This is a genomic window from Agrobacterium sp. RC10-4-1 (genome assembly GCF_014138475.1).
In the GTDB taxonomy this organism is placed as follows: Bacteria; Pseudomonadota; Alphaproteobacteria; order Rhizobiales; family Rhizobiaceae; genus Agrobacterium; species Agrobacterium pusense.
Window position 1 is genome coordinate 13,380 of the sequence record NZ_JACJIT010000014.1, and the last position, 23,990, is coordinate 37,369.

Annotated in this window: 32 protein-coding genes; 18 read left to right on the forward strand and 14 right to left on the reverse strand. The window is 57.8% G+C overall.

Features of this window, described 5'->3' with window-relative positions; translation table 11 throughout:
* Positions 1–75 precede the first annotated feature (75 nt).
* The 4 genes from FHW77_RS25585 to FHW77_RS25600 form a co-directional block, all read right to left on the reverse strand.
* Positions 76–354, reverse strand: coding sequence for a type II toxin-antitoxin system RelE/ParE family toxin (locus tag FHW77_RS25585; RefSeq protein WP_182590995.1), 279 nt, complete (start codon positions 352–354; stop codon positions 76–78).
* Positions 355–512: 158 nt separating this feature from the next.
* Entirely contained in the window at positions 513–770 is a 258-nt protein-coding gene (locus tag FHW77_RS25590; protein WP_182590996.1) for a hypothetical protein, read from the reverse strand.
* Entirely contained in the window at positions 770–1,054 is a 285-nt protein-coding gene (locus tag FHW77_RS25595; protein WP_182590997.1) for a chromosome partitioning protein ParB, read from the reverse strand. Before FHW77_RS25595 ends, FHW77_RS25590 begins: the two co-directional genes overlap by 1 nt.
* A complete protein-coding gene (locus FHW77_RS25600; RefSeq protein ID WP_182590998.1) occupies positions 1,051–1,716 on the reverse strand; it encodes a ParA family protein in 666 nt (221 codons plus the stop codon). The genes FHW77_RS25595 and FHW77_RS25600 overlap by 4 nt, the downstream gene beginning before the upstream one ends.
* Positions 1,717–2,146: 430 nt before the next feature.
* Here FHW77_RS25600 and FHW77_RS25605 point away from each other — a divergent pair, with 430 nt between their 5' ends.
* On the forward strand, positions 2,147–2,749 hold the full coding sequence (locus FHW77_RS25605; RefSeq protein ID WP_182590999.1) for a recombinase family protein: 603 nt from the start codon (positions 2,147–2,149) through the stop codon (positions 2,747–2,749).
* A 165-nt stretch (positions 2,750–2,914) separates the two neighbouring features.
* Here FHW77_RS25605 and FHW77_RS25610 read toward each other — a convergent pair whose 3' ends face one another.
* From FHW77_RS25610 to FHW77_RS25655, 10 genes are all read right to left on the reverse strand, one after another.
* Positions 2,915–3,775, reverse strand: a complete 861-nt coding sequence (locus FHW77_RS25610) for a helix-turn-helix domain-containing protein (RefSeq protein ID WP_182591000.1) — start codon at positions 3,773–3,775, stop codon at positions 2,915–2,917.
* 182 nt (positions 3,776–3,957) lie between these two features.
* Positions 3,958–4,164 (reverse strand): ribbon-helix-helix protein, CopG family, encoded by a 207-nt coding sequence (locus FHW77_RS27020; protein ID WP_080823827.1) that lies wholly within the window; start codon positions 4,162–4,164, stop codon positions 3,958–3,960.
* Between the two features lie 91 nt (positions 4,165–4,255).
* On the reverse strand, positions 4,256–4,858 hold the full coding sequence (locus FHW77_RS25620; RefSeq protein WP_182591001.1) for a hypothetical protein: 603 nt from the start codon (positions 4,856–4,858) through the stop codon (positions 4,256–4,258).
* The gene (locus tag FHW77_RS25625) at positions 4,839–5,027 is read right to left on the reverse strand and encodes a hypothetical protein (protein ID WP_182591002.1); all 189 of its coding nucleotides are present in this window, start codon (positions 5,025–5,027) and stop codon (positions 4,839–4,841) included. Before FHW77_RS25625 ends, FHW77_RS25620 begins: the two co-directional genes overlap by 20 nt.
* On the reverse strand, positions 5,024–5,605 hold the full coding sequence (locus tag FHW77_RS25630; RefSeq protein ID WP_182591003.1) for a hypothetical protein: 582 nt from the start codon (positions 5,603–5,605) through the stop codon (positions 5,024–5,026). The genes FHW77_RS25625 and FHW77_RS25630 overlap by 4 nt, the downstream gene beginning before the upstream one ends.
* Entirely contained in the window at positions 5,605–6,078 is a 474-nt protein-coding gene (locus FHW77_RS25635) for a hypothetical protein (protein ID WP_182591004.1), read from the reverse strand. Before FHW77_RS25635 ends, FHW77_RS25630 begins: the two co-directional genes overlap by 1 nt.
* Positions 6,079–6,089: 11 nt before the next feature.
* Complete coding sequence (locus FHW77_RS25640; protein ID WP_182591005.1) at positions 6,090–7,193, reverse strand: DUF5131 family protein; 1,104 nt, start codon at positions 7,191–7,193, stop codon at positions 6,090–6,092.
* Positions 7,186–7,359 (reverse strand): hypothetical protein, encoded by a 174-nt coding sequence (locus FHW77_RS25645; protein WP_182591006.1) that lies wholly within the window; start codon positions 7,357–7,359, stop codon positions 7,186–7,188. The genes FHW77_RS25640 and FHW77_RS25645 overlap by 8 nt, the downstream gene beginning before the upstream one ends.
* A 100-nt stretch (positions 7,360–7,459) precedes the next feature.
* Positions 7,460–7,642 carry a hypothetical protein gene (locus FHW77_RS25650; RefSeq protein WP_182591007.1) on the reverse strand — a complete coding sequence of 61 codons (183 nt, stop codon included), beginning with the start codon at positions 7,640–7,642 and terminating at the stop codon, positions 7,460–7,462.
* 246 nt (positions 7,643–7,888) lie between these two features.
* Positions 7,889–8,521, reverse strand: a complete 633-nt coding sequence (locus FHW77_RS25655; protein WP_035264236.1) for a LexA family transcriptional regulator — start codon at positions 8,519–8,521, stop codon at positions 7,889–7,891.
* A 96-nt stretch (positions 8,522–8,617) separates the two neighbouring features.
* Between FHW77_RS25655 and FHW77_RS25660 the strand changes: the two genes are divergently transcribed.
* From FHW77_RS25660 to FHW77_RS25740, 17 genes are all read left to right on the forward strand, one after another.
* Positions 8,618–8,875, forward strand: a complete 258-nt coding sequence (locus FHW77_RS25660) for a helix-turn-helix domain-containing protein (protein ID WP_031234071.1) — start codon at positions 8,618–8,620, stop codon at positions 8,873–8,875.
* Positions 8,876–9,097: 222 nt separating this feature from the next.
* Positions 9,098–9,568: a hypothetical protein gene (locus FHW77_RS25665; protein WP_020811229.1), complete on the forward strand. Its 471-nt coding sequence runs from the start codon at positions 9,098–9,100 to the stop codon at positions 9,566–9,568.
* A 101-nt stretch (positions 9,569–9,669) separates the two neighbouring features.
* Positions 9,670–9,822 carry a hypothetical protein gene (locus FHW77_RS25670; RefSeq protein WP_182591008.1) on the forward strand — a complete coding sequence of 51 codons (153 nt, stop codon included), beginning with the start codon at positions 9,670–9,672 and terminating at the stop codon, positions 9,820–9,822.
* On the forward strand, positions 9,822–10,052 hold the full coding sequence (locus FHW77_RS25675; RefSeq protein WP_072495448.1) for a DUF6525 family protein: 231 nt from the start codon (positions 9,822–9,824) through the stop codon (positions 10,050–10,052). Before FHW77_RS25670 ends, FHW77_RS25675 begins: the two co-directional genes overlap by 1 nt.
* Positions 10,049–11,401: an MT-A70 family methyltransferase gene (locus tag FHW77_RS25680; protein WP_182591009.1), complete on the forward strand. Its 1,353-nt coding sequence runs from the start codon at positions 10,049–10,051 to the stop codon at positions 11,399–11,401. Before FHW77_RS25675 ends, FHW77_RS25680 begins: the two co-directional genes overlap by 4 nt.
* Positions 11,398–13,203 carry a DNA cytosine methyltransferase gene (locus FHW77_RS25685; protein ID WP_182591010.1) on the forward strand — a complete coding sequence of 602 codons (1,806 nt, stop codon included), beginning with the start codon at positions 11,398–11,400 and terminating at the stop codon, positions 13,201–13,203. The genes FHW77_RS25680 and FHW77_RS25685 overlap by 4 nt, the downstream gene beginning before the upstream one ends.
* Positions 13,200–13,724, forward strand: a complete 525-nt coding sequence (locus FHW77_RS25690) for a hypothetical protein (RefSeq protein WP_182591011.1) — start codon at positions 13,200–13,202, stop codon at positions 13,722–13,724. Before FHW77_RS25685 ends, FHW77_RS25690 begins: the two co-directional genes overlap by 4 nt.
* Positions 13,725–13,757: 33 nt before the next feature.
* Entirely contained in the window at positions 13,758–14,975 is a 1,218-nt protein-coding gene (locus FHW77_RS25695) for a helix-turn-helix domain-containing protein (RefSeq protein WP_182591012.1), read from the forward strand.
* Between the two features lie 80 nt (positions 14,976–15,055).
* Positions 15,056–15,640, forward strand: coding sequence for a transcription termination/antitermination protein NusG (gene nusG / locus FHW77_RS25700; RefSeq protein WP_167378261.1), 585 nt, complete (start codon positions 15,056–15,058; stop codon positions 15,638–15,640).
* 230 nt (positions 15,641–15,870) lie between these two features.
* Complete coding sequence (locus tag FHW77_RS25705; RefSeq protein WP_182591013.1) at positions 15,871–16,443, forward strand: hypothetical protein; 573 nt, start codon at positions 15,871–15,873, stop codon at positions 16,441–16,443.
* 178 nt (positions 16,444–16,621) lie between these two features.
* Positions 16,622–17,224 (forward strand): hypothetical protein, encoded by a 603-nt coding sequence (locus FHW77_RS25710; protein WP_286086166.1) that lies wholly within the window; start codon positions 16,622–16,624, stop codon positions 17,222–17,224.
* A gap of 17 nt (positions 17,225–17,241) precedes the next feature.
* A complete protein-coding gene (locus tag FHW77_RS25715; RefSeq protein ID WP_182591015.1) occupies positions 17,242–19,356 on the forward strand; it encodes a terminase gpA endonuclease subunit in 2,115 nt (704 codons plus the stop codon).
* Between the two features lie 80 nt (positions 19,357–19,436).
* A complete protein-coding gene (locus FHW77_RS25720) occupies positions 19,437–21,008 on the forward strand; it encodes a phage portal protein (RefSeq protein WP_286086167.1) in 1,572 nt (523 codons plus the stop codon).
* Positions 21,008–21,265 (forward strand): hypothetical protein, encoded by a 258-nt coding sequence (locus FHW77_RS25725; protein WP_112494756.1) that lies wholly within the window; start codon positions 21,008–21,010, stop codon positions 21,263–21,265. The genes FHW77_RS25720 and FHW77_RS25725 overlap by 1 nt, the downstream gene beginning before the upstream one ends.
* Positions 21,266–21,276: 11 nt before the next feature.
* A complete protein-coding gene (locus FHW77_RS25730; RefSeq protein ID WP_182591016.1) occupies positions 21,277–22,320 on the forward strand; it encodes a head maturation protease, ClpP-related in 1,044 nt (347 codons plus the stop codon).
* Positions 22,321–22,373: 53 nt separating this feature from the next.
* Positions 22,374–22,811 carry a head decoration protein gene (locus FHW77_RS25735; protein WP_182591017.1) on the forward strand — a complete coding sequence of 146 codons (438 nt, stop codon included), beginning with the start codon at positions 22,374–22,376 and terminating at the stop codon, positions 22,809–22,811.
* Positions 22,812–22,900: 89 nt separating this feature from the next.
* Positions 22,901–23,953 carry a major capsid protein gene (locus FHW77_RS25740; RefSeq protein ID WP_112212337.1) on the forward strand — a complete coding sequence of 351 codons (1,053 nt, stop codon included), beginning with the start codon at positions 22,901–22,903 and terminating at the stop codon, positions 23,951–23,953.
* The last annotated feature ends 37 nt before the right edge of the window (positions 23,954–23,990 follow it).

Consider the following 23,990-nt stretch of genomic DNA (forward strand, 5'->3'; position numbering starts at 1 on the left):
GTACGTCTCGGGGGTGTCGTCTCTATCAACTTTAGCACCAGCCATACGAACAACGTATGGCTGGTGCTGGTTCCATTAGTGGTATTGCTCGAAATCAACGTTGTATGCATCACCGTTATCGAACTCGAAGGTAATGCACCACGGACCGTTGACATGCACCGTGTATTTCGTGGGGTTGAACCCATTTAGAGGATGAAAGTCGAAGCCGGGTAGCTTCATTTCGCCTACTGTCGTCGCCTGCTCCAAGCGATCCAATCGAACTTTAATGCGACTTAGCATCTTCTGATCGATTTTTGCCGTTTTGCCTGTAGCAAAAAACTCGCTTAACGCCTTATGTTTGAATGTCTTTATCAAAATTCATCTCCTTACACCATTTCTCGCCCTTTCTTTCTCTGTTTCGGACAAAAGGAATGTAAGCTTATTGCTTACATAATGCAAGGGGTGATGTAAGTTTTTTGCTTACAAAAATAAAGCCGCCCGTTGCCGGCCGGCCTTTGTATTTCAAAAACTGCTCAACGCGGTTTACGGGAATCCTCAATCTCTTTCGCTACGCTGGTGATAGCCTTCGCAATATCTCGCAAAAATTTAGGATCATTTGGTAGGTGGAACTCTCCCAGCGCTACCCCTGCGCCCTCGCCTGCGTAATGCAGCTCCACTTCAGCTCCGATCATGTGTTGAACGAAGACGCCTGACGGGCTTACTCCGTTCACGACATAGTTTACCCCTTTGGGCGTTGGTGCGATGTAACCATTTCGAACCTTTGAAGCCATTATACTTTGCTCTCCTTGTAAAGTGCCCACGCTTCTTCAATGATGACGCCCTGCACGACGCCTCGACGTGCAGCTTCCTCGGCGATCTCGTCCGAGACGTGAGGCAGTACCTTGGCGTGCACCTGGCCCGTTCGCTCACTCTTCCTTCTACCGGGCTTTCCGCGCGGTGAGCGATCAACAAACCCCCTCGCCTCGCCTGCCGCGTCGGCCTTGGCAATTGCGGCTTCACTGGCCGGTTTAGCGGTGCGTTTCAGCGCACCTAGATCAAGTTTGAAATCGGTCATTTCAGTGCCTCCGTTAGACGTTTGTAAACGGCCATGGCGAATGCCTCGGCGTTCTCGATTGCTGATGACATGTTGCCTTGTTTCGTTTCCATCGAATGCAGATCGCCGCCGAACTCGAATAGGGCTGAGAATGCGGCGCGCTCCATGAGCGGTGGCTCCACAATATCAATCCCTCCTTCCCTTAAAGAGGCTTCAATTCCGTTTTGCTGCTTCGAGCGGATGGCGCGCGTCATTGTAAAGACGACTGCATGCGCAATCTCCCGGTTTATCGCCTCTTCCTCTTCCGCGATGAGCTGGAGCGATTGTGCGCCAATGGTGGCGTCAAGGATCGTGGCGCGCATAGGGATCAACACCAGATCGGCTTGTGATATTGCGCGCGACACCATGCGCGAGGCAACGCCTTCAAGGTCAACGATGACAACCGCGCCATCCACATCGTGTTGCTTGATTGTCTTCACGATGCTGGATTCTGTAACATCGGTCAGCGCTTGAATGTTGCTGGGCAAGGTTCCCTTCCCTGCCCATATGCTCAATGAGTGGTTGGGGTCGCAGTCCAGCATTGTGACGGGCACGCCTTTGCGGGCAAGCTCTGTGCCCAGCAAGACGGCGGTGGTTGATTTTCCTGCGCCGCCTTTCGAAGAGGCGATAACGACAACGGGCATGTTAGAACTCCGGTTTAAATAATTATCTGGTTTATTCAGATACCCGGTAAAAGTTGATATCGGATTAATTTGTAAATCCGGTAACTGAATTAACCCGATATAAGTGCAAACCCGGTTTGTTTGTCAATCCGGTAATTAAAGTAATCAGATTTCCCTGTTAATCAGATTAAAAATTAAATCCGGTTACAAACGAAACCCGGTATTTGCCTAAATCCGATATGCCGAGTGATGAAAGTAAACAGAGAATTAATTTTCAAACTGACGAAAGAATCACGCATTATCAATGCCTTGCCCGGCCGCGCTGGTCCTTCGCCGGATGCTCAAAACCGTCCGGTTATAGACAGGGTAGGGCGGTTCTGCTCAAAAGTGCCTATCCCGACTTTGTTGCATGCTCAAAAAGAACGGGACACTTTTGAACAGGGAAACAGCTATGTCGCGCACGTTCGCGTATGTCAGAGTGTCAACCACGGGGCAGACGGTCGAAAACCAGATTACCGAAATCTCGGCCGCTGGCTTTTCGGTAGAGCCGCGCCGCATAATATCCGAAACGATTTCCGGCAGCACCGCGGTTGCGAAGCGACCGGGCTTCATGAAGTTGCTCGACCGGATGGAACCGGGCGACGTACTGATCGTCACAAAGCTGGATCGGCTCGGCCGTGACGCCATCGATGTCAGCAGCACGGTCAAGATGCTCGCTGAAAACGGGGTGAGGGTGCATTGCCTCCAGTTGGGCGGCCTCGATCTCACCAGCTCGGCCGGCACGATGACGATGAACGTCCTAAACGCCGTCGCGCAATTCGAGCGGGATTTGAATATTGAGCGCACGCAAGCCGGCGTGGCGAGGGCGCGGGAAAAGGGAAAGCGTTTCGGCCGGCCGCCCGCCCTGACGGATCGGCAAAAACAGGCGGCGCTTGCCGATCTGGCGGCCGGCGCGAGCATTGCAGCCGTGGCCCGAAAATTCGGCACAAGCCGCCTGACAATCTCTCGCCTTAAAGGTGCATCGCAAGACGCCACTCCGGGTGATTTGGAATAATATTCTCTTCAAGATTTCCCCTTGCGACCTTTCATAAGCCAAAAGACCTATCCGAGCGTGTAAACGGGTCTGAAAATGCGTACAGGTTGCCGCCGAACCGCACTTTAACGCGGTTCGGAACCGCCGCAGGGCCGCGTAGCGGACCGAACAAGCGGCGTCCGCTTATTAATCCGCAGGATTATAAAAATCAGGACCGGATTCAGTTCTTTCAGTGAACTCACGCTCATTCAAAAGCTTTTCGGCCTTTCGCGCCTCTAAATTTTTGCGGATGCGCTCAATGGCAGGGTTCGCCGTGGCCGGCTGGGTGTAGTGAAACTGCATCTGCTTTGCTGCCGGCGTCTGACGGCCTTCCTCGGCCCGCTGGGCGCGGTTCTGTGCTGCCCGCTCCACAATGCCCGCCAGTTGCTCGGCGCGCGCCCTGTCCTCTACTGTTTCCCGTAGGCGATCTGCCGGCGAAAGGCTGTCCATGTGCGCCTTGATGGCGTCTTGGCGTTCCTGCTGGGCCTGTAGCGCGTCATCGGGCAGGGGGGCGGCCTTCCTCGCATACTTGCCAAGAAGCGCCTTGGCGCGCGCCGGCAGGCTCAAGCGATATGCGTTGCTTGTCTGCTGCACCTGCGGGCCTGCGCCTTCGTTCCCGGTCGGAATGTATCTGCGCAACCAATCGACAAAGCCATGGGTGCGGAGCGCATCAAGCGCGCGGCATACGGCAGCTCGGGCGCGGCCGATCTTTTCCATGATGGTGCTGATGGACGGGTCAAGGCGGCCGTTTCCGAAATCAACCAGATTGGTGAGATAATCCAGCACCTCAAGCGCGACGTGGCCGAGGGGGCCGGTGCGCTTACCTGGCTGTTTCATTGCCAGCTCATACTTGCGCGCGGCAAGCAGGATTTCGCGGGCTTCGTGGCGGGGCAGGGGCTTCCAGAATACAGCCTCACACTTGCCCTTAAGGCGGGAATTTCTGCGCACGGGTGCGCCAGTTCGTTTGGTGCCGGATTTTGCCTGCACCGCGCCAATCTGCTGGAACATGGTTCCTTTGTCCTCTCTCAAGAGGGCATGGACAGCAGACAAAAAATCAGCGTTCCCGCAAGCGCTAACATCTTGCGAGTTCGTTAATTCTGAACTATCTTGAGACTGTCTTACGGTTCTCAAGATCGTTTTATCTACTTATCCAAAAAAGCCCTGCCTCGCCAAAGGCGGGCTTTTTTATTTTATGCCCTTGTTTGTTCTATATAAAACCTGAAGGCCTCTTCCAATATCGGGGCGCGGGACGATGCCCCACGCTCCTGTTTCAAACGGTCAATCTCTGCTACCACTTCACCCGGCATAACAATGCTGACATTCACAAGCCCTTTGGCTGCTTGTCTTGCACGGGTGGCTGCAACGCTTTCACGGGATGAGGGACGAGTATTCTTCATCTCTACATGTAGCAGTGATTCCCGTTGATTCTGCAAGCGGCGTCACAAAGTTTCCTCGGTGATGGCGTTTCGCCGCTGGCAAACTCGCTCATCAATTCACGCTTGGGTCGCCTCGCGCCGTTGATAGGTGCTGTTGCACCAGTGTCTCGATTTCCGAAAGAGACACTCGGCCGCTGGCGATGCTGGCGAGCTTGGCAACGAACCACATCCGTTGGTCTTGGTAGCTCGCCGCGAGCGCGGCCATCGCTGGGTATTCAGCAATAAGGTTTTCCAACTGTGTCTCAAGCGCTCCGATATCCTTCGCCGGCATTGCAGCCAGCGTGTTGTCACTCGTCACAGCGCTGCCCCCAAAGGGCGAAAAGCCATGCGAGAAGCCTGGATCGCTTACGTGGGGATAGCGCGGGTTCGCTTGATGGGCGATTGACCGGGCGGCAATGCGATCCGATGGCGGCCAGTATCTTGGCGTCATAACAACCACACCTTCGGGGCTTCTCCCGCAATAAACGCAGTATGCCTTCGCTGGCCGGTTAATGCCGCCCGGATCAGGGACAACGCCCCAAACGTGGTCACAAGGCCATGGGTCCGGGAAGACGGCTTCCAGTTTGTCGGCGAGCGCACCAATATGTTTGACTTCGTGGTGATCACGGAGGACGGCGACGATGCGTTCGCGCAGACTAAGCGGTTTGTCCGTCATTAGCTCTGCCCCCTTTCTCTCGGTTCAGGATCGCATGTACTTCATGGGCGGCGCGCAACGTGCTGTCGGAAAGCAAGCCGCCATTGCCGCCCTTGCCCATGGTGCCGTTCATGTCATGCTCAACAGCATTGGCGAGCTTGCGGGCGGCGGCCTCGAGCTTTGTTGTCATAGGCCGCGCTCCCTCAAAATATCATAGGTGGCAAGGAACGTTTCGGCCGCCACATGCGGGTTTTGGCAGGGCACAATTTCCGCATCAAAGGGTTCGGCGGTGCCTGTCCACTGCTCACCGTTCCAAGCCATCAGGTCGCGGCGCTCTGTGGCGAGCATCCGCATGTCTAGATGCTTGATGTAGGCCGGATCGCTTACTATGACGCCGAAGCGCTTCAGCCCCGCCGCCTCGCAACGCTTCTCAACCTTCTTATAATCAGGGCAGATGCCTTTTAGCGGCGCGTTCATATCGCCACAGGTCGCCTCGCTGACCTCATGCATGAGCGCCGCCATCTTGTGTTGCGGATCGGCATAGTGCGCCATGATCACGCAATGCTGCGCTATCGGATAGTAGACGCGCTTGCCGGTGCGCCGGCTGACGCACTGGCCGGTGAACCGGGATTGAAATGCGAGGCTATAGGCAACGTCTTCAATCGTCAGCTCGGCGGCTTCGGGGTTCTCGAAATCAAAATAGGTTCCGGAGCCGAGAAGGATTGTGGGGCCGACGATACGGCGAATGTGAGGGGCGGACACATCCATCAGGCTTGCCCCACAAACTTGACGAGCTGGGCGGTATCGCCCTCAACAATGAATTGCCACGGCTTCGCGGTGTCCGACCACCACCACACCTCGATCTCGACCTCGCTGCCGCGCCCGATCTCGCCTTGATTGAACTCAATCAACTCGGGAATGTCATGCGCCATGCTCTCAAAATCATAGGGCAAAGCAAAGCAGTTTGCGTAGTTCGGGGGTTCCGGATCGACAGTCCAGTTTCCTTCATTGTCTACTTCAAGCTTGTGGGTTCCGAAATTGCGGTACTCATTGAACATAACGATATCGCCGTGGTTCACGGGAATATGCGGGAATGACTCGAGGTCATTTGCATCGTCCTCGTCAGCGGGGCGCAGCTTCCAGCCTTCGTCATCGCGCACGATGAAAGCGCCTGGCGTAGTCTGCGGCTCGGTTGAAACTTCGTCACACCATTGGTCTGGCACAAACTTCAGCTCTGTCATCGGATCGCCTTTCAGGGTGCTGTGGTTTTCAGGGTGAGGGCAGGGACGGCGGGGCGGGCGTTATGCTCGATGCTGTCGAGGAAGCGGCCCGTCTTGTGTTTGCCGGCTCGGATCATGCTGTGGTCGGCGTCCAGCTCGTCGCACCACATAGGCTTATGCCAGTGCTCCCACTCCTCGCCGGTCCACTCCATCCAGTCATACCGGCTGATTTCCGGGTCATCATCGAGTGTGACCGAGCCGAATTGGGGCACGTACTCGCCCCACTGCTTGAAATGAAAGGCAACGCCGGCTTCCGCGCACTGGTCGCGCAGATCGCGCAGCCAGTCTGGATGCGCTGGCCGTGCCTTGTGTTCGCCCTGGTCTGTTTCGCCGCCGGCGATGACCCAATCGATCCCCGCGTTGCATCGTTCGTCATGGTGATGATGAGGATGATTTGGATTGCAGTCATGCTGAACGCCGTGGATGATCTCCCCCGGCCGGCCGTTGTGACGGTGGTAGCCATCGCAACCGCGCTGGCCTCCTACCCATTGCGTGCCGCCGAGGCTCGAAATCAGGTCGATTGGGCCGATAAGCGGTTCGCACGACAAAAAGAGAAAGAGCGGGCGGGTATTGGCGCGCCTTAGATCAGCGCTCGCCTGCAGCAATGCCGGCACGTTGATATTTGCCCGCGGCTGATCCTCGGCCGTGGTTCCGATCGCTGCATTTTCGGGCAAGCCACCGGCCTTTTCCGCCATCTTGGCAATGTTCTGCGGGCGCTTCGTTAGGAGCAACCAGACAAGATGCGGGGTGGCGCGGATAAGGTCGAATAGATCCCTGCGCCATTCTTCGGGAACGGCGTTGTCGAATACGTCAGCCAGCGAAGCGCAAAACACAAAGGGGCGGGTGCCTTCCTTGGCGGCCTTGGCGTTCCATGCCAGTGGCTTGCGCCAGTTGGCGTCTTTGGTGCGAACGCGGGTGCCGTTGCCTTTGCCCGGCCCGCCCCACTCGGCGCGGTGCATGCGGGTTTCCATCATGTGGGCGGCGTAACAGCCATCACATGCTGGCGCGATGCGGGTGCAACCGATCCAAGGATTGAACGTCATATCCGCCCACGAAATATTAGTCGTATCAGCCATGGGAAACCTTCTTCAAAAACTTGATGCTCTTGATTGCGCCGGGGCGCTGGCGCTCGGCCTGCGCGCCTGCCAGAACGGAAGTGGCGGCGGTTGTCGTCAACGTCGCGCCGTCGCGATATGTGACGCGGAAAAGTGACTTTGGCTTGCGGCTGGGGCTGGCATTCATTTGGAAGTCACTCGGTGCGGGGTGTTGGGCATGGCCTGTCCATCGTTTCGGGAAACCGCACCTGCCTGCGCAGGCGAAGGTGCGGAAACCGGAAGGGACGTTAGGCCGCTTCACGACGCGCAAGGCGGCCAGCCAGCTCGCGGGCCTCCTCGCCGTATTTTTTGATCTGTTCGCGGGTAAATCGGTCGGCGATCTCGTTCTCGGTGCAGCCTTCGCCAAGGCCCAAAATTGCATCCGCCATCTTGTTGATGATCTTGTTCTCTTCCTGCGAGCGCTGTTTCATGCCTGGTTCTCCATCCTGTTGAGGTGGATGGGCGGCATGACATTTCGAGGAAAGCCGCCCATCCGGGAACCCTTCTTCCGTGAGGGGGCTCAACGGTTCGGGACGGCGGGAATATGTCGATAAACGACAATCAATGTCAAGCAACCGCATGTCGATTATCGACAATATATAAGGAGAACAAAAAAAGACCTATGTCGTTCAATGACATAGGCCTATGAAAAATCCGGGCGCGTTGATTAGGCGGCTTTACGTCTCGCGTTGTACCGAGAACGTCACTCTACCTACGATCCTCACGATGTCGTTATCGCCGCCGCTCAGGTCGATAGGTTGCTGGTGACGCGGATCATTCGATTCCGGCAGCAGCCAGAATTTACCCTCATCATCCTTGAAGAGTGTTTTAACCGTGGCCTCGCGCAGGCCGTCTGCACGCTCTCGCTCCACGATGTATCTTTTTCCGGGAATAGGGGATTCTCCGGTTTCCATCAGGCTAGTGTAAATGACTGCCGAACCTTCGGCATAACGCTTATTCATAGACGGTCCGCGCGTTTCCGCGCCATAAAGCATGACATTCTGAAACTCTGGATCATTAGGAACGATTACGTCGTAGCAATCGTCTTCATGCCATAGCAGTGATTCTGCCCATTCCCCCGCCTGCACGTGCTGACGCACCCTAACCGTCCGCACGTTGCCGTGGCTGGCGATCAGTTCGGCCGGCTGCCTGTGGAAAAACTCGGCCAGCTTTTCTATCTTGGAAAGGGTTAACTGCGTCTTGCCCGTTTCCAGCCGGTTGTAATTTTCAGTAGTGATATCAAGCACCGCAGCCGCTTCCGCCTGCGTCTTGCCACTCATTTCCCGGATTTTTCTGATCTGATTTGTCATGGTTTTTTTATAGCGATTTTCGACAAAGAGGGTATGTCGGTTGTCGACAAGTATTTTGATTGACTTTTATTGTCGTTTATCGACATATTCCCGGCCATGCGATTGAAAGAGTGGCGACTGACGCGCGGAAAGACCCTGGCTGACATGGCGGCGCTTCTCGGTATCGAGAGGGCACGCACCTATCAGCGTTACGAGGACGGGGAAAATCGCGCCGATGCTCACTTGGTCGAGCGCATTCGTGACGTGACGAACAATGATGTTGCCGTCATCGACATGCACAACCAGCGTCTTGAATGGCTGAAAGCCAATCGCTCTGACCTGTTTTCTGAACCGGCAGGTGCCGCAAATGAATAGAGCGGGCACCACCATAGCTTCCAATCGCGCGGCCTTTCCTCCCGGCCTGCTGCGGCCCGCGCCGGGGCGCAATCTCACTGATGCTCTGGCGCGGGTTTCTAACTTTGTTTCGCATCGGGTGATCTCCGTAACTCTGTAGCTGTCACCTGAATACGCCGCCTGCGAACGGCATTCACGGAATCATTTCCAGATTTTTTTTCCTTGCTTTTGTGGGGTCTCTAAGTGCGTCAGAATTCCAAGATTTTTGAAAGTGCTCTCAAGGCTAATACGCAGGCAGCATATGATGCGGTCGGCGGAACATCTTCCGCCTCCGGGTTGCTCGGCGTCGGCATTTCCGCGTTGTCGAAATACGCATCGCAAGACGAGCAGTGGAAAGAGAATTTCATTCGAGTTGATCTTGCTGTCGATCTGGATCGCAGATCGCCGCACCCGTTCATCGTCACCACGATGGCAAGGGAGCTGGGCTTTGCGCTGGTCCGTGACGATCTGCCGGAGGGGGATGATGTCAAGCTCTGCCCGCTGAGCCTGCTCAAGCTTGATCGTGTACTCGACGATGTTGTCGATGAGGTTGCGAACGCACTGTCGGACGGCCATGCGGACGCTTACGAGCGGAAGGAAATCCGCAAGCGCATTGCATCCGCAAAGATCGCTTTGGCCCGCCTCGACGCGATGATGATCGGCGGTGACGAATGAAGCCCGCTCGCAACTCACCGGCCACCCGGATTTTCCAGAAGCCACTTAGCAGGCTGGATCGAAAGTTTCTTTTCATGCTGCGCGACGTGGCAGGCGGAACAATGCCCCTCATTCGCATCTATGATCGTGACCGCGCCAAAGCATGCGCGGAGGCGGGGTATTGCCGGATCGAAGAACAAAAGGGCGGGCAGGATCGAGTCTATCTGAAGGATAGCGGCCGGCGATACCTCGATGTCATCGTGAGGGCTGACTGATGGACGGTCCGGATCGGCTTCCTCCCCCAAATCCAGAAAAAGCCGCGACGATGCGGCGCTTCGATGCTCTCCCGGTCGATGCTCGCCGCGCCATTTCTGGTGCGGCTTTCCAGTTTCATCCGCAGGCGGCCGAAAAGATGCTCGCGCGCGGAATGAGTGGCAAGCGCGTCGGCGAAAAGCTGAAGGCGACGGATCACGGCAACTATGTTCGGACGGAGCCTAGCCGATGATCCTCGAACCAAAGAAAAAGATTGCCGTTGCTCGGCACATTGAAAAGATCATTGTCGGAACCCGGCTGCGCAATCTGGATGAAGCCAAAGTGCTTTCGTTCATGGATTCGATCAAAGCGGTTGGGCTTAAAACCCCTATTACGGTTTATGGGGATGAAGCGGATGCGACGGTTCGCCTAAGCGCCGGCGGTCATCGTCTGGAAGCGTGCACCAGGTTGGGCATGTCAACCATTCTCTGCTTTCATGAGCAGGGCGACGATACGGACCGCGAGCTATGGGAAATTGACGAGAACCTTATCCGCTCCGACTTGAGTGTCGCCGAGCGCGCTTTGTTTATGGCCCGGCGCAAAGAGTTGCATCTCATCAAGTACCCGGAAACGGCTAAAGGGGTTGCGCAGGCTCTGGCCTCAAACGCTGCGCAGGGACGTGGCGGACAAGTTGTCCGTGACGCCAAATCGTTTGCCGCCGCAACTGCCGAGGCGACCGGTAGGGATGAACGTTCCATCCGGCGCGATGTCGAGCGTGGCGAAAAGATTTCCAAGTCCGCAATTCAGCAGCTCATTGGCACCCGACACAACAACGGGGTGACGCTCGATCATCTTAAAAAGATTGAGACGCCTGAAGCGCAGGAAAGCTATGTCCGCGCGCTGCTTGCCGCTGACAGGGCGGTGAAGGCGGAAAACAAGGTCGTTCGCAACGCGGAACGCGCGAGCAGCCGGGCATCACGTCTTCGGATGATCAGCCTGATTGCCGAGCAGGGCCGAAGGTCCACGGCTGAAATGCCGCGTGCGGCGTATTCGGTTGGTTATGCTGATCCACCATGGAAGCAAGAGGCTTGGAGCGACGAAACAGGGCAGGATAAAGGGCTTCCTTATCCTCCTATGCCGGTCGAGGAAATCAAGGCGCTCTGCGCTGGTGACAAGTCGCCGTTTACGCGCGATGCGGTGCTGTATCTTTGGGTGACGGCCAATCGCCTGCCTGACGGCATCGCCGTGCTTGAAGCTTGGGGCTTTGAGTACGTCACCTGCATGGCTTGGGACAAGGTTAACATCGGCATGGGTCGATGGGTTCGGGATCGTCACGAGCTGTTGTTGATCGGCAAGCGGGGCTCCATTTCGATGGCGCCTTTAGAGGGCACCCAGCCGGCCAGCCTCTATTGTGAGGCCAAGACCGAGCATAGCCGCAAACCGGTATGGTTCGCCGAGCAGATTGATAGGTTGTGGCCCGATCTGCGAAAGCTTGAGCTTTTCCAGCGCAAAGACAGTCTGGCTGAAGGCGATATCCGCCTTAACGGCCGCTGGGATTTTTGGGGCAATCAAGCTGGCGCGCCGGAAGGCGGTGCAGCATGAACGCTCATGTTGGTGCACTTTTCGCAAGCACGCTTTTGGCCGCGACGCCTGCCATCGGTCCAAATGGCCCGTACATCATAGATAGCTTCGCGGGTGGCGGCGGCGCTTCGACCGGCATTGAACAAGCGCTTGGTCGGTCGCCAGATTATGCCATCAATCACAATGCTCTGGCGCTTAGGTTGCATGAGGAAAACCACCCGAACACAATCCACCTTTCGGAAAACGTCTACAAGGTAGATCCTTTAGACCATCTGCGCGGCAAGCATATTGGACTGGCGTGGTTCTCGCCTGACTGCAAACACTTCAGCAAGGCCAAGGGCGGCAAGCCTGTTGAGCGCAATATTCGTGACCTCTGCTGGATCATTCCCGGATGGATTGAACGCATCCAGAAAAGCGGCGGCAAAGTCGATGTCGTCATGATGGAGAATGTCGAGGAATTTAAGGATTACGGCCCGCTCATCATGACGCCTCGCGGCCTGATGCCTGATCCTGAAAAGAAGGGGCAAAGCTATCGGAAGTGGTGCAAGGCTATCCGCAAGCTTGGCGGGAAAATGGAAAGCCGCGAGCTGCGCGGGTGCGACTATGGTGCGCCGACGATCCGGAAGCGGTTGTTCATCATCATTCGTTTTGACGGTCAGCCCATCGTGTGGCCGGTCCCAACGCATGCCCGTCCCGATGATCCGGAAGTAATTGCCGGCCGCAAGCTGCCGTGGCCTATCGTGGGTGACTGCATCGACTACAGCATTCCTTGCCCTTCAATCTTCGACACGACTGCAGAAATCAAGGAAAAGCACGGCGTGCAAGCAAAGCGGCCCCTTGCTGACAACTCCTTGGCTCGGGTTGCGCGCGGGTTTGACAGGTTTGTGTTGCGTGCCGGTCGGCCGTACCTGGTTCATGTGGGATATGGTGAGCGGGCAGGGCAAGCGCCACGCTGCATGTCGGCTGATCAACCGTTAGGAACCGTTGTCGCCGGTAGCGGCAAGCATGCGCTGGTCGCGCCTGTGCTGACTTACGCCCAGCAGGGAGGCGCAAACCGTTCTGTTCGGACGCCCGCGCATACCATCACTGCCAGCGATAAGGATCAAAACGCCGTCATTTGCGCGTTCATGGCCCAGCACAATAACGATAGCCGGCGCATCGGCGGGGTAAATCCGGGCCGGCCGGCGTCCGCGCCTTTGTCGGCCGTCACTCAAACTGGAAGCCATCAGCAACTCGTTGCCGCTTACGTGGCGCGGGATTTCGGAACCTCTACCGGCCACAGCATGAAACAGCCTTGCGGCACTGTGATGCCGGAAGGGCAGGGCAAAAGCCGTTTGATACTGCCGTTCCTGCAATCCTATTACGAGACTGGCGAGGGTTCGCGCGGCGATGAGCCAATGCGGACCGCGACTTGTAAAGCGCGCCACGCTCATCTTGAGGCGGAAATCGGCATTCCGCCCTTCACGGAAGCGCAAGCAGCTCGCGCGCGGCAGGTGGCGGATTTCATGCGGTCCCATGGACTTTGGGATGCTCGGGAATTCGTCACTCTAGAAATCGACGGCCTGACTTTCGTTGTTGTCGATATCGGCATGCGCATGCTGACGCCTCGCGAGCTTTACACGGCTCAAGGGTTCCCGGCCGATTACAAGATCGACGGTTACCATGATCGCTCGCAGATAGGCCATAATGGCGGCCCCGGATGGATTCCCTTCACGAAGGAAGTGCAGATTTCCTGCGTTGGAAACAGCGTTTGCCCACCCGTGGCAAAGGCGCTCGCGGCTGCGAACTGCAATCATCTCGCAGTCCAGGCGGTCGCCGCATGAGGGATCATCAAGCCGAACAAAAGAAGGTTGATCGGGTTCGCTACCTCGCGGATCGGCTGGCCGGCGATCAATGGGTGGTCGAAACCGACAATGAGCGCGTGCACCTGGTCGCGTTCCGCCACATGGACGAAGCAACCATAATCGCAACCTTCAGCAAGGATGCGTTGTCGCACGAAATCGAGTTGGTAGCGCTCGGCCTCGACGTCGCCCGCCTGCTTCTCGATGTTGGCGAAAGAGCCGGCAAGATCATCGCCGCCCTGCGCCGCGCCTTGGGCCGTGAGGACCGCAAGGAACGCGAAAAGAACTACGCGGCCAATGCAGCGATTACGGCGAAAGAACCATCGTTCTGGCGCTTCCTAGAGGCCACCACGGCGGGCGGTCAGGTCCGAACGCAAACGGCGGCCGATACGCGGCTGAAAAGCGTTCTCGCGATCAGCTCAAAAAATCAACTCAACGAAGACACGCAAGCGGCTCGCAGATGGCTCGATCTGCGCCGCGCTTACGAAAACTGGAAAGGGTGAAGACGAGCATATGTCGGGGCTAAAGGACAGAAAATGAGCGAAAACAGAACACGAAAGGAGCAATCGCGGATGTGGCGGTGGCGCTGGGCAATCGGTAATTCCGATCTGCCGGCGACGACGCGCGACGTTCTGCGTGTGCTTTCCGAATTCATGAACCGCGAGGGCGACCGTTGCTTTCCTCCCATTGGCGACCTGGTCGAAAAAAGCGGGCGTGACCGCAAGACAATCCGGATTCATCTGCGTGCCGCCGAAGAAAAGGGCTGGCTGCGGGTGGAAAACGCCGGCATGAAAGGTCAAAAATGGCGTCAAAAGAAGTACGTTGCGCGCTGGCCAGACGGTTACAGCCATCCGGAATTATTGCAGCAAGGTGGCGGTGTTATGCCCTCACCTTATGACGATGCCGGCACTGGCGAGGTGGGGGAATTGCGCCCCGAAGCTGGGGGCGCTGCGCCCCATAAGCTGGGGGCAGAGCGCCCCCTCTATAATAACTCTCCACTTACCTCTCCAATTAACTCTCCAGAAAGAGGCGCGGGCGAGCGCGCACTGACGCCGACAGAGCGAAAGCGGATAAACCGCGAGTTTGAGCGGTGGAAACCGACGTGGCCGCGCCACGAAGATTACAGCCGTGACGAGGCGAAAGCGGAATGGGACAAGCTGGCTGACGCGGATCGGCGGGACTGCATCCGGTTGACGCCATCGTATCTTAGGTGGATTGAGGGCAGGGTGAAGCCCTACAGCCCAGCCATCTACTTGCGGAAAAAGGCATGGAAAGAGCTGCCACCGGCGAGCGGCCCGGTTGCGAAAGTGCCAGCAAAATCATTTTCCAATCTCTGGATGGCGACATGGCTCGAAATGCTCTTGACGGCCTCAAACCAGCCAATCCGGTTGGCACCTATCGAAAAGATCATGGTCGATTCCGGCCAAAAGTCTTTTGAGGAAATCAGCCGCAATAAGCTGATTGACTACTGCGCAAGCGTTGTCGAGGGGATGCTTTTTGCCGCCAGACGGCGTGAGCCTTGGCGATGCTCCACGTTTTTGGAGCCTATTTCCGAACGGTTCCAATGGGTTGCGCCTGATAGCGAGCTGCTGGCCGCGTGGAAGCGTCTGCACGAACGTCGATGCTGGCCGTGGTTCTCATGGGTGCCGCCTATGGGCATGCGCTTTCCGCCTGTCGATCCGGACGAAACCAATCTCGATACGGCTGTTGAGGCCGCTATCACCGAATTTGAAACACAGATTAGCAAGGTTTGACGCGGATGCGGGGAAAGAAATCAGGGGCGCAAGTTGATGTTTGCGCACAAAACGAGCCATCGGAATGGCAAAAAAGGCGCATGACGCGGCGGCTCCGACTTGCGATCCAGCAACTCAGCGCCGCCGCCATGTCTCGTTTCGAGGATGAGCCGACAAGGGCAAAGTGGTTTTGCATGGCGGTCTTTGGAGGGCGGGAACTGACGCTTGAACAAAATCTCAAAGATGCCGGCGTTGACGTTTTCGTACCACGCGAGCGCTGGACGGCTGTGAAAAAAGGGGTGAAGGTTGAAGGCGAAAGCGCGCTTCTGCCCGGTTACATGCTGGTTAGGGTGCTGCCCTCGGCCGAAGCGTTCTTCGGGCTGAAACTGCAAGAGGGCGTGGTGGATTTCGTGGGCGGCTCCACGGGCTATTACGAAGTCCGGCTGGCTGATGTTACGAAGCTGAAGGCCATCTGCGACACGAACGATGTAAGCCGCATGGCCGTTGATCGTTCGATAGGGCAGGGCAGCAAAGTTCAAATCACCCACGGGCCTTTTGCCGGTCATGATTGCGTTGTGGTGCAGGTAACAGCCGCCAGAAACGCCAGAGCAACCGTTTGGATTGAGGCTTTTGGGGATCGTTTGAAGCCCGTCACACTGCCGCTTGCATTTCTGAAAAAGGTGTGAGAGTCATTTGGGCAACGGATATTTCGGATTCGCCACCCTCAAATGCCAGCGCTAGACGCTGCCAGAGCTAACCAGACGGTTACAGGGAACAGGCGATCCGGAACCCAGCCTTGCCGGCCTCGCTTTTGAGGCATCGAGTCAGGGTCGGTGCGATAGCTATGTTTTCAGAAGGCGACCTTAACCGGTCGCCTTTTGCGTTTGTATAGGGGTTATTTCCCGGAGGCGCGGCCATGTCTGGTGTTTTGACGATCAAATGGGCCGACAGAAACCTTGCCAAGTACGGCAAGCGCCTTCAAACGCTGAATGCGCAATTCCCGAAAGTCTTGCCGCGCATCGTCAACCAGGTGGGCAACCGCTCGAAAACGGTTGTCATCCGCGAGCTGACGAAACAGACCGGCTTGCCAAGGCAGGTTATCGTCAAGGCGATTGGCAATCCTGCGGCAGCTCGGCCCGGTCGGTATATTTACGACATGACGACGCGGGGCGGAAACATCCGCCTCAAGTATCTTAGGCCGAAGGAAACCCCGGCTGGCGTGGTGGCAAGGCCGTTCGGAAAGGCAACGCTTTACCCCGGCACTTTCATGCGGGGCGGGTTGTTCCCGGATCGCAAAGAGGTTCCGAAGTTCAACGGGCACGTTTACTACCGGCTGAATTCGTCGGGCAGCAAGATTACCTTCGCCCGGTCGGGTGTCTTCATCCCGACGGAAATGTCCACGGGCGCAACAGCCGCCGCTTTCCATCGGGTCGGCGCTCCGCTGCTCGATCAACGTGTTTCGGCGGTGCTTGATAAGCTGGTCCCGTGACCCTTCGACCCTGCCCCCTTTGAGGGCGGCACCCCTCACCCCCCCCCCATTTAGGGACCGTATTCGAAGAAAATCGACCATACGGGACAGGGGTACTGCGGGATTTCACTAGTTGCACTTTCGAAAAGCGGTACACGCATACACGCACGATGCACGCACGCTTGCACGGATGGATTTGATGGACGAAGACTGGATTTCCATCACCGAAGCGGCGGCGCGATTGACGCAATCCGGCGACAAGGTGGACCGCTCGACGCTCTCCCGCTACCTCAAGCAGCACGCCGAAGCGTTGCCGCTTCGCGAAGACGGAAAGTCGAACAAGGTTGATTACATCGCCTTGGTCGAGCATCGATCCGGCAACATCCGCATCCGTTCCGCCCCGGCCGGTACGCTCTTCAGTAGTGTGGCCAGCCCGGCACCTGCTTCGGGCAGCATCCAAAGCCGCAACAAAACGCAAGCCGATGGCAGCGCACGCAAGGCGCTCGCCGAAGCGGAGCTGAAAGAAATGGACCTCGCCAAGCGGCGGGGTGAACTTACCACCGTTGATGAGGTCGATCAGGCCGGCCGCGATGCGGTTGCCCTGATGCAAAGCGCCTTCGAGCGCGCCATCGAGCCGGAAGCCGCAACGCTCTCCCTCAAATTCGGCTGGGACGAACGAACCGTTCGCCTCGCCCTGAAGGGCTTCGCGAAACTCGGTCTGGCGACATTCAACGAGCAGGTGACAAAGCAACTTGAAGCGCTGAAGCGCCAAGCCGAGGGCGAGCTGCTTCAGCAAGACTAATCAGGGCGGGCTTTCCAGTGACAATTCACGATGCGCGCGCTCGATTTCCAGAACTTGTGCATGGCGCGTTGGTGCTCTTTCGCGGCATGGCCGCCGCCAGCCGGCCGACTGAAGACCTGACGATCAGCGAATTTTCTGACGCTTATCGCAAGGTGTCGCCGGAATCGGGTTCCCCGTGGCCGGGTGACTTCCTGACGGACCGCGTTCCATATCTGCGCGAGCCGCAAGATTGCCTCCATCCGGATCATCCGGCGCGGCGGGTAACGTGCCGCTGGGCCGCCCAGCTCGGCAAATCGACCGCAATTGAAAACTGGTTTTGCTTCATCGTGGATCAAGCGCCCGGCTCGATGATGATCGTGCTGCCGACGCTGGAAGAAGCGACGAAGTTCAACCGCATCAAATTGCAGCCGACAATCGAGGTATCGCCGCGCATCGCTCACAAGGTTATGCCGGTCAACAGCCGCGACGAACAGGGCAGCACGTCCGCGTTCAAGCGCTATGCCGGTGGCTTCTGCCAGATCGTCAATGCGGGTTCTTCCAAGGGCTTGCAGATGGTGTCCATCAAGTATCTGGCAATGGACGAAGTCACGGGATATCCGAAAGACGTTGACGGTCGCGGCAGTCCTCGCGATCAGGCGCGGGCGCGTCAGAAAATGTACGGCGATCTCGCCAAGGAATGGCAAGGGTCTACGCCGGGCATCGCCGGCGAATGCGCCATTACCGAAGATTTCGAGGCGGGCGATCAGCGATATCGCTATATGCCGTGCCCGCACTGCGGCACCTACCAGGCGCTCGAATTCGACATGATGCGTGGGCCGGACGCCGCGCGTGGCCTTCCGGTGCATATGCGTTGCGTTCGCTGTGACGAACCGATCCTCGACGGCCACAAGCGCCAGATGGAGGAACAGGCACACTGGATTGCGCGGCGCGTTCATGAGGGTGACGATCCTGTGCCGCTGGCTATAGCGCCGGCCGATCTTGCGAAATGGCTTTGCCCCGTAAAAGAGGGCAGGTGCCGCGAGTGGGAACCGAGCTATCATCTTTGGGCCGCCTACGCGCCCCGCGAACGCTGGGCCGAAATCTGGAAACGGTGGGAAGACGCGCAAGGCGATACCACCAAAATGAAGGCGTTTTATCAGCAGGATTTGGCCCTGCCATACGATCCGGGCGGCGTCGAAATCGATCACGAAAAGATCGTTGAAGCGGCCCGCGACGAGGGCATACCAAACAACGTCATTCCGGAATGGGCGGCCCTGCTGGTTTCGGCTGCTGACGTTCAGGGCTACGGCATCAAGTGGGGTGTCTATGCCATAGGGCCGCGCGGGCAGTATTGCCTTATCGACCGCGAGATTTTCGAGGGATCGCCCGACAAGTCGGATGAACCATGGATCAAGCTTTCTGACGCGCTCTCGCGGACCTATGTCACGCCGAGCGGCAGGGAAAAGGGCTTGGACATTTCCGGTGTCGATACCGGTTGGGCAACAGACCGGGTTTACCGGTTCTGCGCTGGCCGGCCGAATGTGCTTGCTCTCGACGGTCGCGAACCCATCGGCCTGCCATGGCTCGGAACGCCGAAAAAGAAGGATATCAAGGATCATCGCAACCGCGTGATTGCGAAAGTCCTGCTTTATCCAGTCGGCCTCTACGATGTGAAAACGGCTGTTGCGGCCGCCCTCGCCAACTTGGTGCAGGGCGTCGGCGAGGATAGCCAGTGGCCACGGGGCACCATCCATTTTGCCGCCAACCTTTGCGACACCGATTTCGCCAAGGAGCTGACGGCCGAAAGGCTGGTTGACGAGGAAGAAGAGGCGCGAACCAGCCTCAAGCGCGGTTCGCGAAAGCTGGTCAATCCGAAGGCCGGGCGCAAATGGAAGAAGATCAACGGTCGCCAGAACGACTGGTTTGACGTGACCGTTTACGCCTATGCGCTCGGCTGGCACCTCGAAAACAAGCGCCGGCTGACAACCGACCGCTGGGCCGATTTGATCCGTGATCTTCACGGCGAAACGGAACAGATCAACGACTTGTTCGACCTGGCCGACGAAAGCCCCTTCAGCAAGCAAAAACCGAAACCAGCGCCAGCAACCGACAAAAAGTCGCGTCAGCGCAAACGTTGGGGGTCATACTCTTGAGTGAAAAACCTCGCCATCGCGTCAAGGCGAATTCGGTTCGGGTATCAGCCCCGGCCGCGAACAAGCCGCTGGCGCGAAAGATGACTGCGCGATATCTGCGCGGCGACACGGCAGGAACCCTTGCCATGCGCCGCGCCGTCACGCGCGATGCCCGCCTCGATGTTCGTGAGTCGGCCGAACGCGCCTCGGCGCTTGCATTCGACTTCATGCAGAACAGCGGCTGGATATCGGGCGCGGTTGAACAGATCATCACCGATACCATCGGCGACGAACTGAAACTCAATCTTCGCTCCCAGCTCGAAGCTTTCGGCTACACGAAAAAGCAGGCCTCGGCGTGGTGCCGCAAGGTTGAACGGGCATGGCGGCGCTTTGCGTGGAACCCGAAGGAATGCGATCTCGCCGGCAAGGCGACGATTGCGGATATGGCGGAAGCGCTTCTGCGAAGCTTCCTTGCCACGGGCGAGGGCTTTGCCGTTCTCGATCAATTGCCGGTGGACGTTCAACGCCGCCTCGGCCTGACCATCGGCCTGAAGGTTTCCGTTCTCGCCTCGCATCGTTGCCCGCGCACGACCAACGAAAGCGAGGGGCTTGATCAGGGCGTCTATCATGACGAACACAATCGGGCGATTGGCTACAAGTTCCGCGTCCGCAAGAATGGTATCGAGTCCGATCGGACTATCGATGGAGCTGACGTTATCCATGTCATGGACCGTGCCGCCAACCTCAACAGCCCGCGCGGGATTTCGGTCATTGCGCCGGCGCTGAAGGTCATCGCACAATCCGACCAGCTCGCGGACGCAACGCTGGCCACAGCGCTGATGCAGACCATCTTCGCGGCGACGATCAAAAGTCCCGAACCCAGCGAAACCGCCTTCGAAGCCATCCGGACGCTTTCCGATATGGACCCACCCGAAGGTTATGAGGGCGATTGGGGCGCATTTATCGGCGGCCTGCAGGAAGACTTGATGGACGTTTGGGGCAATCGGATTGATGCCCTGAAGAACAAGGGCATTTCGATGTCCGAGTCCGGCCGCATCAATCATCTTGGGCCGGGCGAAACTTTCGAGATGCACACGGCGGCAACGCCGGGTGCGCAATATCTGCCGTTCTTCCAAAGTCTCCTGAAGGAAATCGCGCGCTGCCTCGGCATCACATACGAGGCACTGGCGATGGATCATTCCAACGCCTCCTATTCGTCGGTTCGCATGGCCGTTGCCACCATCTGGCCTATCGTCATGCGCCGGCGTTCGCGGATCGTTGCCCCGTTCCTTCAGGGCGTTTTCGAGCGCTGGCTTGATGAGATGATCTTTCGCAAGGTCATTCCGTTCAAGGGCGGATATGCAGCCTTCAGCCGGGACCGTGAAAGCGTCTACCAGTCTGAATGGAGCGGACCGGCTGCACCATCTGCCGATGACTACAAGGCGGCGCTTGCCGTCAAAATTCGTCTGGAAACTGGTATTTCCACATTCCACGACGAATGCGCTCTGGCCGGCAAAAACGGCGAAGAACAGATCGAGCAGCTTGGCATCGAAAAGAAGATGTTTGAAGCCGCAGGCGTTCCCCATCCGTTTGGCCGCTCGCAAGGCGGGGGTGGCGGGCCGCTCGGGGCTGCTGCTGTCGGCAACCGTGATCCAGCAAAGGACGCCGCTTGATGGCTGACAATGACGATCCCGTGAATATCGATTGGTGCGCGCGCGCAGTCAAACTGCGCCGCGTCGAGGAAGCGCTTCTTACCGGCGAGATGATGACCGAAGGCCGCTTCGGTGAAGACATGATGCGCTATTCCACCGCCTCGCTCGACCAGGTGCAGCGCGCTTTGAATGAAGCCATCCGCAATTGCCAGATTGCGCGCGGCGAGAAACCCAAAATTCGGCGGCACGCTATCAGCGGTCGTTTCCGGCCCTACTGAGGTAAACCCAAATGGCTGCAATTCTTGAAGACGGAAAGCTTCGGCTTTCCGGCTATGTCGGCGAGTATTACTACGATGACGGTTTTACCGCCGCTGATGTAATCGTTGCGCTTTCACAGATCGATGGCGATTCCGAACTCGATGTTCATCTGAATTCGGGCGGCGGTGTTGCGACGGAAGGCGCTGCAATCCACGCGCTGTTGTCGGCTCGCCCTGGCATCACGAACATTGTCGTCGAGGGCATTGCCGCGTCGGCCGCCTCGCTGATCGCCATGGCTGGCGCAACCGTCACGATGACGGCCGGCTCTGTGATGATGATCCATGATCCGAGCGGTTTCACCTTCGGAAATTCCAGCGAACACAGCAAAACAATCGAAGCTCTGGAAGCCTTGGCAACGTCCTATGCTCGCGTCTACGCGGCAAAGTCCGGCAAGAGCGCTGAAGACTGCCGCGAGATTATGAAAGCGGAACGCTGGTTTACGCCCGATGAGGCGGTTGCCGAGGGCTTCGCCGATGCGACGGCCACCACAAAGGCCAAGCCGGTTGCTGCCTTCGATTACAGCCTGTTTGCGCACGCGCCCAAAAAACTGGTTGCGCTGGCGAAAACGAAGAAATGGTCGATGGCATCCAGCCATCCGCCGAAGACCCAAACGCCAAACCCTCCAAAGGAAACCACCATGACCGATGCAGAGCGCGCCGCGCTGCTTGAAACGGAAAACAATGGCCTGAAAGAACAGGTCGCGAAACTGACGGCATCCGCGAACGACGCCGTTAAGGAGGTGCTTGATCGCCGCGCCGCCATCATGGCGCTGGATGAAGCCAAGGGCCGCGAGGCGCTTGCCGAGCATCTGTTCAACGCCGGCAACACTGTTGAGGCCGCCAAGGCAACGCTTTCCGTCGCGCCGAAAGCGGACGCCGGCGAGGAAGAATACCAGCCGCCGCGCCGCATGATGAATGCGGAAAACCTCAACCGCGAACCGAACGGCAAGCCGAAGGCAAAGGGCGGCCTGTCCGCTCGCATGGATGCCCGCGCCGCCAAGATGAAAAAGAGCTGATCGGCTCCGCGCGTCACCCCTGAAACTCCAATTCCTTTCGAAAGGAAAGAACCATGGGCACTTTGCCTGTCATGAAATTCCAGCAGACCCCCGGCATGTCCACGCTGCTGAAGAAGGAAGTAGATCCCGAAATCTCGCGCGGCGTCGGCACGCTGCTTGGCGGCACGGGCGGTAATGCCCGCCTGGTCAAGCTCGGCCAGTTCATCGGCCGTATCGCCGGAACCGAAGAAGCGCCGGCCGGCGAAAAGCTCGGCAAGCTGGTCGCATGGGACCCGGCCGCGACGGACGGTAGCCAGATCGTTCACGGCGTTTGCCTGAAGGATTGCGAAGCGCCGGACGGCACGGACCGCGTTGACGGGCTGCTCTATTCCCGTCGCTTCTCGGTTCTCAACCGTGCCAACATCGTCTGGCCCGCTGGCGTCACTGCCGAACAGCAGGCCGCCGCCATCGCAGATATCGAAGACCGCCTCGGCCTCATCCTGCGCGCCTGATCCACCCTTTCCAACAATAGCCGGCCTTTCAGCCTGCGCGCGCGGGACGCGATGTCCTGCGCCTTTTTCTTCACAAGGAACAATCGGCAATGCCTGAAATCTTGCTGCCTTACTCCAACGTTGAACTCACCGACGAGGTCAACAAACTGCCGAATACCTTCGGCCTTCTGAACGCGCTCAACATCGCGCCGAGCGAACCGAAACGTTCGCGCATGGTTCGCATCGACTTCCGCGACGGCCAGATCGTCGTTCTCTCGCATCAGGAGCCGGGTGCACCTGGTGAGGTCGCCGGCGATGATGACCAGAACGGCATCATCATTGCGATCCCGCATTTCGTGCACCTCGAAAACATCCTTGTCGGCGATATCGACGGCATGCTCGAAGTCGTCAACGGCGAGATTACCGAGCGCTCGCTCGACGCCGAACTTGAACGCAAGCTTGTCATCATCCGCAAGAACCACGCGATTACCCGCGAGTTTTTGCGGCTCGGCATGCTCCGCGGCGAAATCAAGGACGGCAAGCTTCGCACGCTCTACAATCTTTACGACACGTTCGGCGTCGAAAAGAAGGAAATCGATTTCGCGCTCGGCACGGCCGCTACCGATGTCCGCGCCAAGTGCGAGGAAGCGAGTGACCACATCATCAGCAATGCCAAGGGCGAAACGGTAGGCGCGGTGGAAGCCGTGGTCGATACGAAATTCTTCTCCAAGCTGATCTCGCATGCCAAGGTCGAAAAGTTTTGGGTGCAGGCGCAGAATTCAGGCCTTCACACAACGCTTGAACGCCAACGCCTCGGCGGCAATTGGGGCCGCGTCTTCGAATTCGGCGACATTCTCTTCCGCGAATACAAGGGCGGTCTGCCGGTCAAGGCGAATGATGGCTCTGTCTCGACGGTCAAGAATGTGGATGACAACAGCGGCACGGCCTACCCGACCGGTACGCAGTCCATGTTCCGCACCTATGACGGCCCGGCCTATCATATCGACCGCGTCAATCAGGCGCCTACGGAAGGCGAAGACGGCTCGATCTTCATCTCTACCGAGACGCTGAAACACGGAACCGGCCTCGAAATGAAGTCGCAGTCCAACATGCTGGCCATCTGCAAGCAGCCTGACTGCCTGGTGCAGCTCAAGACCAACTGATTTTCAACAAACGCCCGGTCGCCATCTCGACGGCCGG

What these genes read in the sequence shown, in the direction of transcription:
- FHW77_RS25620 (WP_182591001.1), bottom strand. Translation starts at nt 4,858, where the DNA reads ATGACGGACAAACCGCTTAGTCTGCGCGAACGCATCGTCGCCGTCCTC.
- FHW77_RS25610 (WP_182591000.1), bottom strand. Translation starts at nt 3,775, where the DNA reads ATGTTCCAGCAGATTGGCGCGGTGCAGGCAAAATCCGGCACCAAACGA.
- FHW77_RS25695 (WP_182591012.1), top strand. Translation starts at nt 13,758, where the DNA reads ATGAGCGAAAACAGAACACGAAAGGAGCAATCGCGGATGTGGCGGTGG.
- FHW77_RS25710 (WP_286086166.1), top strand. Translation starts at nt 16,622, where the DNA reads ATGGACGAAGACTGGATTTCCATCACCGAAGCGGCGGCGCGATTGACG.
- FHW77_RS25685 (WP_182591010.1), top strand. Translation starts at nt 11,398, where the DNA reads ATGAACGCTCATGTTGGTGCACTTTTCGCAAGCACGCTTTTGGCCGCG.
- FHW77_RS25635 (WP_182591004.1), bottom strand. Translation starts at nt 6,078, where the DNA reads ATGACAGAGCTGAAGTTTGTGCCAGACCAATGGTGTGACGAAGTTTCA.
- FHW77_RS25730 (WP_182591016.1), top strand. Translation starts at nt 21,277, where the DNA reads ATGGCTGCAATTCTTGAAGACGGAAAGCTTCGGCTTTCCGGCTATGTC.
- FHW77_RS25625 (WP_182591002.1), bottom strand. Translation starts at nt 5,027, where the DNA reads ATGACAACAAAGCTCGAGGCCGCCGCCCGCAAGCTCGCCAATGCTGTT.
- FHW77_RS25600 (WP_182590998.1), bottom strand. Translation starts at nt 1,716, where the DNA reads ATGCCCGTTGTCGTTATCGCCTCTTCGAAAGGCGGCGCAGGAAAATCA.
- FHW77_RS25720 (WP_286086167.1), top strand. Translation starts at nt 19,437, where the DNA reads ATGACTGCGCGATATCTGCGCGGCGACACGGCAGGAACCCTTGCCATG.
- FHW77_RS25650 (WP_182591007.1), bottom strand. Translation starts at nt 7,642, where the DNA reads ATGAAACAGCGCTCGCAGGAAGAGAACAAGATCATCAACAAGATGGCG.
- FHW77_RS25630 (WP_182591003.1), bottom strand. Translation starts at nt 5,605, where the DNA reads ATGGATGTGTCCGCCCCTCACATTCGCCGTATCGTCGGCCCCACAATC.
- FHW77_RS25655 (WP_035264236.1), bottom strand. Translation starts at nt 8,521, where the DNA reads ATGACAAATCAGATCAGAAAAATCCGGGAAATGAGTGGCAAGACGCAG.
- FHW77_RS25680 (WP_182591009.1), top strand. Translation starts at nt 10,049, where the DNA reads ATGATCCTCGAACCAAAGAAAAAGATTGCCGTTGCTCGGCACATTGAA.
- FHW77_RS25590 (WP_182590996.1), bottom strand. Translation starts at nt 770, where the DNA reads ATGGCTTCAAAGGTTCGAAATGGTTACATCGCACCAACGCCCAAAGGG.
- FHW77_RS25640 (WP_182591005.1), bottom strand. Translation starts at nt 7,193, where the DNA reads ATGGCTGATACGACTAATATTTCGTGGGCGGATATGACGTTCAATCCT.
- FHW77_RS25735 (WP_182591017.1), top strand. Translation starts at nt 22,374, where the DNA reads ATGGGCACTTTGCCTGTCATGAAATTCCAGCAGACCCCCGGCATGTCC.
- FHW77_RS25690 (WP_182591011.1), top strand. Translation starts at nt 13,200, where the DNA reads ATGAGGGATCATCAAGCCGAACAAAAGAAGGTTGATCGGGTTCGCTAC.
- FHW77_RS25670 (WP_182591008.1), top strand. Translation starts at nt 9,670, where the DNA reads ATGCCCCTCATTCGCATCTATGATCGTGACCGCGCCAAAGCATGCGCG.
- FHW77_RS25605 (WP_182590999.1), top strand. Translation starts at nt 2,147, where the DNA reads ATGTCGCGCACGTTCGCGTATGTCAGAGTGTCAACCACGGGGCAGACG.
- FHW77_RS25675 (WP_072495448.1), top strand. Translation starts at nt 9,822, where the DNA reads ATGGACGGTCCGGATCGGCTTCCTCCCCCAAATCCAGAAAAAGCCGCG.
- FHW77_RS25660 (WP_031234071.1), top strand. Translation starts at nt 8,618, where the DNA reads ATGCGATTGAAAGAGTGGCGACTGACGCGCGGAAAGACCCTGGCTGAC.
- FHW77_RS25725 (WP_112494756.1), top strand. Translation starts at nt 21,008, where the DNA reads ATGGCTGACAATGACGATCCCGTGAATATCGATTGGTGCGCGCGCGCA.
- FHW77_RS25705 (WP_182591013.1), top strand. Translation starts at nt 15,871, where the DNA reads ATGTCTGGTGTTTTGACGATCAAATGGGCCGACAGAAACCTTGCCAAG.
- FHW77_RS25645 (WP_182591006.1), bottom strand. Translation starts at nt 7,359, where the DNA reads ATGAATGCCAGCCCCAGCCGCAAGCCAAAGTCACTTTTCCGCGTCACA.
- FHW77_RS25595 (WP_182590997.1), bottom strand. Translation starts at nt 1,054, where the DNA reads ATGACCGATTTCAAACTTGATCTAGGTGCGCTGAAACGCACCGCTAAA.
- FHW77_RS27020 (WP_080823827.1), bottom strand. Translation starts at nt 4,164, where the DNA reads ATGAAGAATACTCGTCCCTCATCCCGTGAAAGCGTTGCAGCCACCCGT.
- FHW77_RS25740 (WP_112212337.1), top strand. Translation starts at nt 22,901, where the DNA reads ATGCCTGAAATCTTGCTGCCTTACTCCAACGTTGAACTCACCGACGAG.
- nusG (WP_167378261.1), top strand. Translation starts at nt 15,056, where the DNA reads ATGACGCGGCGGCTCCGACTTGCGATCCAGCAACTCAGCGCCGCCGCC.